This is a genomic window from Paenibacillus sp. sgz302115 (genome assembly GCF_056120445.1).
On the sequence record NZ_JBVYOK010000004.1, the window covers coordinates 305,686 to 319,446 of the forward strand.

11 protein-coding genes are annotated in these 13,761 nt (G+C 49.8%); 10 read left to right on the top strand and 1 reads right to left on the bottom strand.

The genetic code is table 11. The features are described 5' to 3' along the window. Positions 1-44 precede the first annotated feature (44 nt). The 10 genes from AC0LWN_RS11770 to AC0LWN_RS11815 all read left to right on the top strand — a co-directional run bounded on the left by AC0LWN_RS11770 (position 45) and on the right by AC0LWN_RS11815 (position 13,597). Positions 45-1,424 carry an amino acid permease gene (locus AC0LWN_RS11770; protein ID WP_474665408.1) on the top strand — a complete coding sequence of 460 codons (1,380 nt, stop codon included), beginning with the start codon at positions 45-47 and terminating at the stop codon, positions 1,422-1,424. Positions 1,425-1,580: 156 nt separating this feature from the next. Continuing rightward, positions 1,581-3,968 (top strand): GH36-type glycosyl hydrolase domain-containing protein, encoded by a 2,388-nt coding sequence (locus AC0LWN_RS11775; protein WP_474665510.1) that lies wholly within the window; start codon positions 1,581-1,583, stop codon positions 3,966-3,968. Between the two features lie 131 nt (positions 3,969-4,099). Further along, on the top strand, positions 4,100-5,326 hold the full coding sequence (locus AC0LWN_RS11780; protein WP_474665410.1) for a GGDEF domain-containing protein: 1,227 nt from the start codon (positions 4,100-4,102) through the stop codon (positions 5,324-5,326). Between the two features lie 16 nt (positions 5,327-5,342). Then, positions 5,343-6,371 (top strand): phosphotransferase, encoded by a 1,029-nt coding sequence (locus AC0LWN_RS11785; protein WP_474665412.1) that lies wholly within the window; start codon positions 5,343-5,345, stop codon positions 6,369-6,371. A 639-nt stretch (positions 6,372-7,010) separates the two neighbouring features. Further along, positions 7,011-8,750 (top strand): peptide-binding protein, encoded by a 1,740-nt coding sequence (locus tag AC0LWN_RS11790; protein WP_474665414.1) that lies wholly within the window; start codon positions 7,011-7,013, stop codon positions 8,748-8,750. 122 nt (positions 8,751-8,872) lie between these two features. Then, on the top strand, positions 8,873-9,844 hold the full coding sequence (locus tag AC0LWN_RS11795) for an ABC transporter permease (RefSeq protein WP_474665416.1): 972 nt from the start codon (positions 8,873-8,875) through the stop codon (positions 9,842-9,844). Between the two features lie 2 nt (positions 9,845-9,846). Continuing rightward, the gene (locus tag AC0LWN_RS11800; RefSeq protein WP_474665512.1) at positions 9,847-10,821 is read left to right on the top strand and encodes an ABC transporter permease; all 975 of its coding nucleotides are present in this window, start codon (positions 9,847-9,849) and stop codon (positions 10,819-10,821) included. Further along, positions 10,788-11,804 carry an ABC transporter ATP-binding protein gene (locus AC0LWN_RS11805; protein ID WP_474665418.1) on the top strand — a complete coding sequence of 339 codons (1,017 nt, stop codon included), beginning with the start codon at positions 10,788-10,790 and terminating at the stop codon, positions 11,802-11,804. Before AC0LWN_RS11800 ends, AC0LWN_RS11805 begins: the two co-directional genes overlap by 34 nt. After that, on the top strand, positions 11,801-12,823 hold the full coding sequence (locus tag AC0LWN_RS11810) for an ABC transporter ATP-binding protein (RefSeq protein WP_474665420.1): 1,023 nt from the start codon (positions 11,801-11,803) through the stop codon (positions 12,821-12,823). The genes AC0LWN_RS11805 and AC0LWN_RS11810 overlap by 4 nt, the downstream gene beginning before the upstream one ends. Before the next feature lie 120 nt (positions 12,824-12,943). Then, positions 12,944-13,597, top strand: a complete 654-nt coding sequence (locus AC0LWN_RS11815; protein ID WP_474665422.1) for a M48 family metallopeptidase — start codon at positions 12,944-12,946, stop codon at positions 13,595-13,597. On the opposite strand, the gene AC0LWN_RS11820 is transcribed toward AC0LWN_RS11815, so the two are convergent. Then, positions 13,594-13,737 (bottom strand): hypothetical protein, encoded by a 144-nt coding sequence (locus AC0LWN_RS11820; protein WP_474665424.1) that lies wholly within the window; start codon positions 13,735-13,737, stop codon positions 13,594-13,596. The two genes, AC0LWN_RS11815 and AC0LWN_RS11820, sit on opposite strands and share 4 nt — an antisense overlap. Between the last annotated feature and the right edge of the window lie 24 nt (positions 13,738-13,761).

The following is a 13,761-nucleotide window of genomic DNA, read 5'->3' on the forward strand; positions in this document are numbered from 1 at the left end:
GCGTTAAAGACATAATAAGGCACACATCGAAGGGGAGCGTTCTTTTGGAGGCAAAACAACTAACTAGAGGTCTTAAGACACGGCATATTGAACTGATTGCGCTTGGCGGTACGATTGGGGTAGGGTTATTTATGGGCTCGGCAAGCACGATCAAATGGGCGGGGCCTTCGGTGCTGCTGGCCTACTTGCTGGCAGGAATTATTATGTTTTTTGTCATGCGGATGATGGGTGAAATGCTGATTGTGGAACCAGTTACCGGCTCCTTCGCCACGTTCGCCCACAAGTATATTCATCCTCTGGCTGGTTTCCTGACGGCTTGGAGCTATTGGTTCCTGTGGGTTACGGTGGGAATGGCAGAGGTCACCGCGATTGGAATTTATGTAGGCTACTGGTTCCCGGATATTCCGCAATGGCTGCCGGCATTGGCGGGCGTAGGGATTATAGCGGCAGCCAACCTGGCAGCAGTGAAGTTTTATGGAGAGTTTGAATTCTGGTTTGCCATAATCAAGGTCGTTGCGATTTCTGTGCTGCTCGTTGTGGGAACAGGGATGATCTTCTTCGGTCTGGGGAATGGCGGACACCCGATTGGACTTTCGAACCTTTACATTCATGGCGGATTTTTTGCGGGTGGTCTCAAGGGTTTTCTGTTTGCGCTTTGTATCGTAACTGCGGCCTATCAAGGAGTAGAACTCATAGGTATTACTGCCGGAGAAGCAGAGAATCCGAAGCAAACGCTGAAAAAAGCGATCAAAAATATCATCTGGCGTATTCTGATTTTTTATGCGGGCGCGATCTTTGTGATAGTCACCATCTATCCCTGGAATCAGGTGGGCGAAATCGGCAGTCCCTTCGTGATGACCTTTGCCAAGGTAGGCATTGTGGCCGCTGCCGGGATCATTAATTTCGTGGTTCTGACCGCAGCCATGTCAGGCTGCAACAGCGGGATCTATAGCGCAGGGCGGATGCTGTATACGCTGGCGAAGAATGGACAGGCCCCGAAAATTTTCGGCAAAGTCTCGAAGAGCGGTGTTCCCCGGAACAGCATTATTACGACAATAGCCCTGCTGCTCGTGGGCGTGCTTTTCAACTACCTGATGCCGGACTCCAAGCTGTTCCTGTACATTTATAGTGCCAGCATTCTTCCGGGAATGGTGCCGTGGTTTGCCTTGGCTATCAGCCAATTCAAGTTTCGGGCTAAATGGAAGGAGGAACTGGGGGATCATCCGTTCAAATCATTGTTCTTCCCGGCCAGCAACTATATCACGGTTGTTTTCCTCCTGCTGGTGCTGATTGGCATGTGGTTCAACCCGGATACCCGTACCTCCTTAATTGTCGGAGTGGTCTTCATTCTGATCGTCATTGCCGGGTTTTATGTCTTTGGGATGGGGAAACGCCAGGGCTTGGAAGAGATAGAGAGGGATTAGTCAAAGGATGAGCAGCCAGGCTGAGTAAAATATACCGGTTAAGGGGGCACGAGTGATTCGTGCCCCTTATTTTATGCGCTATAGTTCTATGCCAGCTACACGAAGGTACTGTATAATTTAGGAATCATGATTAGTAAAACCAAGGGAGGCACGATGATGATCAGAGCAACAGAAGACAATGAATATGTTGAATTAACAAGCCCGACCCTGCTGCCCAAGGCTTCGGGGTTTCTGTGGAATGAGAAGATGATGATTCACGTGAACTGCCGGGGGTATGCGGTAGCCCAGTTTATGCAGCCTGAGCCTTCGAAATACTCTTATGCGCCTAACCTGGAAGCGAAGACATTTATGCAGCCGGAGCAGCCTTATTATGCGCATCATCCCGGCCGTTTTGTGTATGTGAAGGATGAGGAGAGCGGTGAGATTTTCTCTGCGCCTTATGAGCCGGTACGCGTGCATCCTGATAAATATACATTTGCCGTAGGGAAGCATAATATTGTCTGGAAGCTTGAACATCACGATATCGCCATCGAAATGATCTTAAGTCTGCCCAAAGACGATGCCCTGGAGCTATGGCGGGTGAAGGTGAAGAATCTCGCGGACCGGAAGCGGAAGCTCAGCATTTATCCTTATTTTACCGTAGGCTATATGTCGTGGATGAATCAGTCCGCAGAGTACAATGAAGATTTACAGGCGATGGTTTGCTCCGCAATTACGCCTTACCAGAAATATCAGGACTATGCGAAGATCAAACTGCTGAAGGATAAGACCTTCCTGCTTGCAGATCAGAAGCCGCGAAGTTGGGAGGCTAGCCAGGAAGCCTTTGAAGGAGAAGGCGGGCTTGCCAAGCCATCGGCGGTTCAGCAGGAAGTACTCTCCAAAGGGGATGCCCGGTATGAGATGCCACTGTGTGTTCTGCAATACAGCCCTGAACTGGAGCCTGGGGAAGAGAAGGAGTACCGCTTTATCTTCGGACCGGCCAAAAATGAAGAAGAGATCACGCATATCCGCCAGCATTATTTCCTGAATAGAGCTTCCGACGGGGAAGATGGCTTTGCTGTAGCTGAGAAGGAATATGGAGAGTACATACGGGAGGGCCGGGGCTGTATCGAGATCAAAACCCCTGACGCGGAGCTGGACAACTTCGTGAATCACTGGCTGCCGCGGCAAATGTACTATCATGGGCAGACCAACCGCCTGACAACAGATCCCCAGACCCGCAACTACCTGCAGGACAATATGGGCATGAGCTATATCAAGCCGCAGATGGCGAGAAATGCTTTTCTCACGGCGTTAAGCCAGCAAAATGCAAGCGGTGCCATGCCGGATGGCATTATTCTGCATGAAGCAGCCGAGCTGAAATATATCAATCAGGTTCCGCATATGGACCACTGTGTCTGGCTGCCGATTTGCCTGAGCACTTATTTGGACGAAACGAATGATTATACAGTTCTGGACGAGGTGGTTCCTTTTGCCGGAGGAGAGGAAACGGGAACGGTCTTTGAGCATATCAACCGGGCCATGCACTGGCTGATGAATGCAACAGATGAGCGGGGCTTGAATTATATTGATCAGGGCGACTGGTGCGATCCGATGAATATGGTAGGCTACAAAGGAAAAGGCGTTTCCGGCTGGCTGACGATGGCTTCGGCGTATGCTTTTCTGATCTGGGCGGACATCTGCGGCACAAGCGGACGGCAGGACATGCGCGAGGAATTTGCCATAGCGGCGGACAAGACGAACGCAGTCATTAATCAGTACTTATGGGATGGCAACTGGTACGCCCGGGGGATTACGGATGATAATGTGGTGTTTGGCATCAGCAAGGATACGGAGGGGCGGATCTTTATTAACCCTCAGGGCTGGGCTTTGCTGTGCGGGGCCGCGGATGCATCTCAGCAGCAGAAGCTGATGCAGGCGGTTAAGGAGCAGCTCGAAACCCCTTACGGTCTGGAAAAGCTGGCACCATCCTACACTGCGATGCGCGAGGATGTGGGACGCGTGACGCAGAAGCATCCGGGAACCGCCGAGAACGGTGCGGTATATAATCATGCGGCGGCCTTTTATATCTACGCGCTTTACGCTGTGGGTGAGCCGGATGATGCCTACCGCCTGCTGCGGAAAATGCTCCCCGGACCAGGGTCTGAAGACCTGGTCAGACGTGGCCAATTGCCTGTGTTCATCCCCAACTATTATCGCGGGGCCTACAGACAATTTCCCCGTACCGCCGGGCGCTCCAGCCATTTGTTCAATACAGGGACGGTTCCGTGGGTATACCGCTGCCTGATTGACGGCCTGTTCGGCGTGCAGGGGAATGAGGCGGGAATCCGCATTCAGCCGCAGCTTCCCGCGCACTGGCAAGAGGCTGCGGTCAGACGTACCTTTAGAGGTGCGGAGCTGCATATTGAAATGAAGCGCGAACCTGGCGTCACCGCCGCAGAAGTATATGTGGACGGCAATCATGTCGTAGATGGAAGAGTCACAGACTTGGAAGCGGGCAGGAGTTATAACGTGCAGGTCAAGTTGCCGCTAGTGAATAGATAAATAGTACATCCCTGCTTGTTCTCTGCCGGAGATAAGCGGGGATTTTTTCTCTGAAGAATAAGCTGGAGACTCCGAAAAGCCGATAATAATATGGAGCCAAAGAAAAACTCCATGAAGGGAATTACCTGAGCTTGAAGACTACGATCAGAGCAGCCTTTTCCAAAGCACTACCGTTTATCCTGATTGCCGCAGCCTACTTTTTTTATACAAAAACGAAATCAATGACAAGCCAGCAATTAGAGGTTATCCAAATTTCTCCGTATGTTATCGCTTTTGTGGGAGCTGTGCTGTCCTGGAAGTTTAACCGGAGCCGGGAATTTTATATCCTGATTATCCTTACAGTGAGTCTAGCGTTAATTAATGATCTGCCCGAATTCTACGGTACAGCATTGCGGACTGAGGATATTTATACCGTCGTTTGTCTGGTAATTCCTCTGAACATCGCGCTGTTTTCCTTTTTCAAGGAAAGGGGCATTCTGAGTTTATGGGGGATGCTTCGATTAGGTGTGATACTCGCGCAATTCTTGCTTTTCGCTTGGCAGATGAAGTCAGGAGCAAGAGAACTCTTCAATCTATTGAATAAAGACCTGGTGCCTGTAAATCTTCACTCTATGACTCCGGTGTCCCAATTGCCGATCATCGTCTTTTTGGTTGCCTTTATTATCCTTATCGCCAGGGCGATCATATACAGATCCTCTTCACAGGACATTTCCTTTACCGGTGTTCTGCTTGCATTGTTTTTTGTACTGCATAATAATAACAGCCCCGTGATGTATACCATCTTCTTCGGGGCTTCGGTAATTATTCTGATCACTTCAATTATTCAGGATTCATATTCGATGGCTTTTTCGGATGAGCTCACCGGTCTCCCGTCACGGCGGGCGCTCAAGCAGGATATGATGAAGCTGGGTTTTAACTACGTGATCGCAATGCTGGACATTGATTTTTTCAAAAAATTCAACGATACCTATGGACATGATACGGGTGATGAAGTGCTCAAGCTGGTTGCTTCCACCATCAAGGACGTTACGGGCGGGGGAAGAGCTTTCCGCTATGGCGGAGAGGAATTCACGATTCTTTTTCCGGGAAAAAGCATTAATGACGCGCTTCCTCATCTCGAGGAGCTGCGGGAAAAGATATCCAAACGCCCCTTTACCATACGCGGGAAAAGCAGATCCAAAGGCAAATCCCGAAAAGGCTCCCAAGGCTCAAGGTCCACAAAACAAATATACATAACTGTAAGCATCGGCGTCTCGCAAAAAAATGAAAAGAACAAAACGACGGATAGTGTGATGAAATCCGCGGACAAGGCTTTATACCGTGCAAAGAAAAAGGGCAGGAACTGTGTTAGTAAATAGGGGGCATGAAGAAATAATGGAGGCTGATCACTATAAACTAGACTTTGCGAAGCTGTGCCTGAACTACAAACTGGGTCAGCCTGTAAGTGAGCCTGAGCAGATTTTTGGCGGTTTCCTGCATCGAATGTACCGGCTGAAGACAGACCAGGCAGAGTACGCCGTAAAGGCTTTGAATCCGCAAATTATGCAGCGCAGCTCAGCCATGAGCAATTATATTCTCGCGGAGCAGGCTGCGAATCTGGCGTACCAGAGTGGAATAAACGCTCTGCCGGCTATCGTGTCAGATGGAAGTTTCATGCATAAGGTTGACGGTCAATATTATCTGCTGTTTCCTTGGGTACAAGGGAAGTCGCTGGCCGCAGGGGTCATTGATATGGAATGCTGTAGAGTGATCGGCGAGAATCTTGCGAAAATCCATCGAACAGATTTCTCTGAGCTGCTTGCTGATGATGCACGAAGTGAGGAGTGGCACGCTTTGGCAGCAGATTGGAAGGGATATGCCGGGCAGGCGGCACAGCAGGACTTGGAGTGGGCTTCCCTGCTGTCTGAGAACCTGGACAATCTGCAACTTTGGGGGAATCTCGCGAATACCTCGGGGGAGTTGTTGATGAATAACAGAGTGATCAGCCATAGGGATCTGGACCCTAAAAATGTACTATGGGACGACAAGCATCATCCGATTCTTATTGACTGGGAAGCTGCTGGCATGATCAATCCTGTGCAGGAGCTTCTTGAGGTAGCCCTGTATTGGTCGGTTGCGGATACGGGGCATCCAAGCAAAGAAGCATTCTTAGCGGTAATTGCAGCTTATCTTGATAATGGTGGAACGGTTTGTACCCGCTGGCAGGATGCATTGAATGCCGGTTTCTACGGTAAGCTGGATTGGCTGGCATATAATATTAGACGTTCTCTAGGACTGGAATATACGGATGCCGCGGATCAGGAACAGGGAACCCTTGAAGTCCCCCGAACACTGCATGCGCTCCATTCTTACGCTGAAGTCGTTCCGGTTTGTCTGGAATGGTTAATAGAGGTTGACCGATAGTTTGGTATGAATATACGGTATACTGAATAAGAGTAAATGGAGAGTAACAAAAGAAAAGCGGGCAGTTCAAAGAGGAAATCTTTGTGACTGTTCGTTTTTTTATGTTGTATTAAAATCCAATATATAGGATAATAACCCGAAGGAAATAAAATCCATGGTGATATTTTCTATCTAGCATCCATATGATAAATATGACTCGCATAGTTAACTGTTAGTTATATTAATTAACGTATTTTTAACTATTAATAGGTTGAAAGAAAATAGTCTGTGAGCATTATTGGGTGGTCAGGAATTATACACCATTAATTAGGACGAACACTAGGTAAAAAACTAATAAAAAAGTTATTGACGTGAGAATTATTAACATGTAATATAAACCATAATTTATAAGGGAAGGCTAAGCCTCCCAAGCAGGTTTTATGTTTGGCGCTAATTGACCGACGGTCTATTTATAGGTTGAATGGTCAAGAAAGCGAGAGAGTTTGCTGTGAGGTATTGTTACATACTTTGGGAGTCGATTGTGAGAAGGTCTTGACTTGCGCAAGGGAGGTTGAACTAAGCTTCAACAGAGAGAGCATGAATGCAGTGCGGCTACACTGGCAGCAACATTACACGAACCCACTAAGGAGGAGTAATTGGATGGCGAAAAAGAAAAAATGGTGGTCTGGTCTGCTTGTTCTATCACTTGTAGGGGCTCTATTCACAGGTTGCAGTACGAATGACAGCTCAAGCAATTCACCGAGTGCAACAGCAAGTACTGCCCCGGCTGCGAGCGATGCTGCCGCTTCTTCTGAACCGGCTAAAGATGGACCGGTTGATGGCGGAACCCTCGTAATGAGCACATTCTCCGATATTGTTAATATTAATCCTCTCATGATCAATGATACTTCTTCCGGTGATTTGGCTGAATTCGTATTTGCTAAACTTTACAATCTGGACCGCGAAGGAAACGTAAAGGCAGAGCCTTGGTCTCTGGCAGCGGATGTGCCGGAAATCTCTGCGGATGGATTGACTTATACAGTGAAGCTGAAGGACGGCATCAAATGGAGCGATGGCCAGCCGGTCACTGCAGACGATGTGGTGTTTACAGTTGATATGGCGAAGAATCCGGAAACCGGATCACCGCTTACCAGTCAATTCGACAAAGTGAAGACTGTTGAGAAAGTCGATGACAAGACAGTGAAGTTCACAATGAAGCAAGTTTACGCGCCATTCTTATACGCCTTGGTTCAGGCTGTTGTACCGTCCCATGTTCTTAAGGATGTCAAGCCGAAAGAAATGCAAACTAATCCATATGGTACCGATCCGGCTAAAACTGTTACAAACGGACCATGGAAATGGACTTCCTGGAAACAGGGCGACAGCCACACTATGGATGCTGATCCAAACTACTGGGGCGAGGTTAAACCTCATATTGCCCAGCTGGTATACAAAATTTATGCAGACCAAAACACCGAGGTTCAAGCTCTCCTGAAGGGCGACACGGACCATATCAGTGCCATTCCGGTTACTCAGGTTGAAGCGGTCAAAGCTAACGACACGATCGACATCATCCAAAAACCAGGTGCTCAGTATGAATATGTAATGTTCAACTTTGACTCCAAGAACTTTAAAGATAATTATGGACTATTCGGTGGACAGAAGACCAGACAGGCGATTGCGCATGCACTGAACCGTCAGGGTATGGTCGACAACATTCTGAAGGGTGTCGGCGCGCTGATGAACGCACCGTTCCTGCCAGGAACGTGGGCTGATCCAGGTGATGCAGCAGTCAATTATGATTACAATGCGGAAACTGCGAAGAAGCTCCTGGCTGAAGACGGCTGGGTTGCCGACAAGAAGGACGGCATTCTCACTAAAGATGGACACCGGTTCTCATTCGAACTGCAGTACAATGCCGGTAACAGCAGACGTGAGCAAGTAGCGTCAGTTATTCAACAGAACCTGAAAGAAGTAGGCATTGAAGTTAAACCGAAGGCTATCGACTTTGCGGCATGGATCGACCAGAACGTTACACCAGGTAAATTCCAAGCTCTGCTGTTGGCGTGGTCCCTGAACACTCCTGACCCGGATTCAGAGAGCGTCTTCTCCTCCAAGTACTTCCCGCCTGCTGGCCAGAACAGCGGCTGGTATAAGAATGAGAAGCTGGATAAGCTGTGGGTAGATGGATATTCTACCGTTGACCAAGCCAAACGTAAAGAGATCTACAAAGAAGTAGGTAAAGAAATCTCTACAGATCTGCCTTACGTGTTCCTGTATCAATATGGTCAAGCCATTGGTACAGGGCCTAGAGTTCATTGGGCAGACGAAGATGCTCCAGAGCCGTCACTGGGCTATGGACAGTTCTTCCATGCTATCAAATGGTGGGTAACTGACTAAACAAACAGACAGACACAGGAAATAGAATTACGGGAGGGGAAAGAGAATTCTCTTTCCTCTTCTCCTTTTGTCAAAAAGGAGTTTCGGGTTCTATTGCCTTACCATCTCTAGGAGGACATTTGATGACAGAATATTTGATCCGCCGCGTATTGCAATCGGTGCTGGTAATCTTTTTGATTACCATTGTTACCTTTCTTCTTATTCATGCGGCCCCGGGAGGGCCGACCCAAATGATGCTGTCCCCTGGCCTTTCGCCGGAAGTCTTCAAGCAGCAAGCACATAATTTGGGCCTGGATAAACCTATCTATATTCAATATTTTCGCTGGGTCGGCGATCTGCTGCAGGGCGATCTGGGATATACTTTTAAAAATCATCTGGCGGTCTCCGATTTGCTGTGGCCGCGCATCGGCAACACCTTTATCTTGATGGGGGCAGCTTGGCTGGTATCCCTGGTCATTGCGATTCCGTGGGGTATCTATAACAGTACCAAGGTGTACGGGTTATCCGACCAGTCCGCATCCTTCATCTCCTATATCGGTTTTGCAATGCCGACTTTCTGGTTCGGGATTCTGCTGCAGCAGTGGTTCTCTCTGAAGCTGAAATGGTTCCCCTTATCAGATATGCACACACGGGGCAAAGAAGGAGACATCGGGGATCTATTCATGCACCTTGTGCTGCCGATAACCGTTCTGGCCCTTGGTTTTCTGGCGTCTTATATGAAATATTCGAGAGCAAGCATGCTTGAAGTGCTGGATCAGGATTATATCAGAACAGCACGTGCAAAGGGTGTCAAAGAACGCAAGGTCGTTTTCCACCATGCGCTGCGCAATGCACTTATTCCGATCATTACCGTTCTGGGTATGGATCTTCCTATATTGGTGGGAGGGGCCGCATTGACCGAGAGCGTATTCAACTGGCCGGGCATGGGCCGCTGGTTCGTGCAAATGGCGACCCAGCGCGAATATTCAGTCCTCATGGCTATAACTATCGTAACGGCGGTTATGGTAGTACTAGGCAATCTGCTGGCGGACATTCTGTATGCGATAGTAGATCCTCGTGTCAAGCTTGGCAAGCAAGGAGGCAAGGCGGCATGAGTATAGAGCAAGCACAACTTCCAACTGATCCATTGAAAGCAGAATCTGGGCTGCCGGCGGCAGAGCTTAAGCGACCTCCCGGTCCTTGGGTCATGCTGTGGAAAAAGTTCTCGCGCAATCCATATGCTATGAGCGGGCTTTTCGTTCTGCTCTTTTTCATCATTCTGGCCATACTCGCTCCGTTTTTAACCAAATATAAGCCAGACGCTATTGACATGATGTTCCCCAACCTGAAGCCCGGCGCTGAAGGGCATCTATTGGGGACGGACGAACTGGGCCGCGATATTCTCACCCGGCTATTGTACAGTGCGAGAATCTCCCTGATTATCGGGTTTTCAGTAGCCTTTGCTTCAGTAGCCATCGGTTCGATTGTCGGCGCAATTTCGGGTTACTTTGGCGGTTGGGTAGATACGGTATTCATGCGTATTGTTGACGTGATGAACTCCGTGCCTACGCTCTTCCTTAACATTCTGGTGCTGGCTATCTTCGGTTCAGAGATTAAGTATATGATTCTGATCCTGGCCTTAACCAGTTGGATGAGCATTGCCCGTCTGGTACGGGGAAACTTCTTGCAGCTTAGGGAGATGCAGTATGTTGAGGCTGCCAGAGCGATTGGGGTATCGAACTGGGGTATTATTTTCCGGCATCTGCTCCGCAATGCGAGCTTTCCGATTATCGTCAATGCCACTCTGATGGTCGGCGGTGCGATTCTCAGTGAATCGGCATTGTCCTATCTCGGTCTTGGCATTCAGGCTCCGGCCACAAGCTGGGGACTTATGCTCAGCAACGCACAGGAATTCATGCTGATAGATCCGATGCAGGCCGTTTATCCTGGTCTCTGCATCCTGCTGGTGGTGCTGGCGGTTAACTTTATCGGCGATGGCATTCGGGACGCTCTTGATCCCAGACAGCAAGTAACGAAATCCCGGAGGAGGCTGGACAAATGGCGGAAAAATTACTCGAAATCCGGAAACTGACCACCGGCTTTGTAACAGAGAAGGGGCTGGTTAAGGCAACGGACCAAATCTCCCTCGCTGTGGATAAGGGCCAGACGCTGTGTCTTGTCGGTGAATCCGGCAGCGGTAAAAGTGTGACCTCACTCGCAATTATGCGGCTTATTGATTACGCCGGCGGAATGATTCTCGAAGGAAATATTGATTTTCACGGACAGGATCTTGCCGCCAAGAATCAGGAGGAGATGCGTGATATCCGCGGCAACCGGATCGCGATGATCTTTCAGGACCCGATGTCCTCATTGAATCCGGTGTTTACGGTAGGTGATCAAATTGCCGAGAGTCTGCAGCTGCACCAGAACAAACCTGCCAAAGAAGCTGCACAAATGGCGATTGACCTGCTGAGGCTGGTAGGGATCCCGGCACCGGAGATTCGGGCGAAGCAATATCCTCATGAGCTGTCCGGCGGGATGTGCCAACGTATTGTTATCGCAATTGCCCTTGCCTGCAATCCCGAGCTGCTGATTGCCGATGAACCTACGACGGCTCTTGATGTTACGGTACAGGCGCAAATCCTGGATCTGTTGCGCAAGCTTCAGGCAGAGCTTGGCATGTCCATTCTGCTGATTACACATGACATGGGCGTGGCTGCGGAGATTGCCGACCGCATCGCTGTAATGTATGCCGGAGCCATCGTGGAAGAAGGCACGGTTGAAGAAATATTCGACCACCCGAGTCATCCTTATACGATTGGGCTGCTGCAGTCCATTCCCGGGTTTGAAGGCGGGCGTGGCGGTGAGCTGTATACGATTAAAGGGACGATTCCGCCCATTGGTCAGCTTCCGACAGGCTGCCGCTTTCATCCGCGCTGTCCGCATGCCATGCAGATTTGCCGGGAGCGGGAGCCGCAGGATTTCATGCTCTCGGAGGATCACCGTGCTGCCTGCTGGCTGTTCGGGGATAAACCGGCTCAGGCTGACGATAGAGAAGAGGTGAACCATGCATGAGCACTGAATCAGCAGTCAAACCTGTAATTAAAGATGCGCCTCCCGCCGAGGTGCTGGTAGAGGTAAAGGATGTCAAGAAGTATTTCCCTATCACCAAGGGCTTGCTTAACCGGACCGTTGGTCAGGTGAAAGCTGTGGATGGCGTCTCATTGTCTATCCGCAAAGGAGAGACGTTTGGCCTGGTTGGCGAGTCTGGCTGCGGCAAATCCACCTTCGGGCGAGTATTGCTCCGGCTGCAGAGCGCAACCGGGGGAGAGGTGCTCTTCAAGGGCCAGGATATTCACTCGCTGGGTCATCAGGACATGCGCAAGCTGCGCGAGGATTTACAGATTATATTTCAGGACCCGTTCGGTTCACTGAACCCGCGTTTTCTGGTCAAGGATATTATCGGAGAACCGCTGCGGATTCACCGGAACCTCTCGGCCAAGGAGATTGATGCCAAGGTCGTAGAACTGATGGAACTGGTGGGACTTGACGCTTCACGCCGAAATCGTTATCCGCATGAATTCTCGGGTGGTCAGCGTCAACGGATCGGGATCGCACGTGCGATTGCGCTGAACCCGCAGTTCATTGTAGCCGATGAAGCGGTATCTGCGCTCGACGTATCTGTGCAGTCGCAGGTCATTAACCTGCTGATGAAGCTGCAGAAGGAGCTTGGACTGACATTTCTGTTCATTGCGCATGGCCTCAATATCGTCCGCCATATTTCGGATCGTGTAGGGGTTATGTATTTGGGCAAGCTGGTTGAGGTGGCAGAGACTGAGGCGCTATTCGCGGCTCCGCTGCATCCTTATACAGCGGCCCTGCTCTCGGCGATTCCGAAGCCGACGCCAAGACGTAAGCAGGAGCGGATTGTCCTGCAGGGAGATGTTCCTTCGCCGGCGAATCCGCCTTCCGGTTGCCGGTTTCATACCCGCTGCCCGATGGCCCAGGATAAATGCCGCCAGCAGGAGCCGGTGCTTACGGAAGTGCTTCCTGAGCGTATGGTGGCCTGTCATTTTCCACTGACAACTTCGTAATATTGCATGAATTACAGCCTTTCCCTTCTCGGGAGAGGCTTTTTTCTGCCCGGAATGACCAGGACGTGTTCGTCGTGCTAAGCTTAAGGCAAACTCAAATCTACAGAAATGATGGTGGCTATGCAGATTCAGCTTCAAGATCAAATCATACAACTTCACGTTCAATATGCAAAACGGAAGAAAATTTCCCTTCATATAGATATGCTGGGACTGATTACAGTTAAAGCTCCTACGGGCACAAGTGAAGAGATGATTCTGGGCGCGGTGCAGCGCCATGAGGAGTGGATTCTGGAGAGTCTGCACAAGATCGCAGCGGCCCGGCAGGTTCCGGTGCCCAAGGAGTATCAGGAGGAAGGCAGATTCTTGTACCTTGGACAGGAGTATCCGCTGCATGAATTGATTGAGACCGGAGAGCAGGATGCAGAGAAGCTGAAGCTTGCGCTGAAGAAATTTTATTTTGCCAGCCTGAAAAGGATTGTTGCCCAGCGGATTACCGGGTACCAGACGATGCTGAAGGTAAAACCCAAGTCCATTGAGATTGTAGAGTCCCATACCAAATGGGGGAGCTGCAGTGCGGATAAAAAGCTGACCTTCAACTACCGGCTCGCGATGGCACCGCCCGAGGTGATCGACTATGTAATCATTCATGAGCTGTGCCACCTGCTGCATATGAATCATGACCGCTCTTTTTGGCGGCGCCTCGGAAGTATTATGCCGGATTACAAGGAGAAGGAGGCTTATCTGGCCCGGCACGGGCAGTTTATGACACTCTAGGCGAAACCTTCCTGATACCAGCGCTCAAAGCTTATGCCAAAAGTACTGCCGGCAAGCTCGGACAAGCTTCTTCGCAGTGCCCCGTTGTTTTTGTAATCCTTCACAAATATAAGTTCTTGTGTCATGTCAGCAGGTCCCATAGTCTCAACTCCCAGAAAATGTTT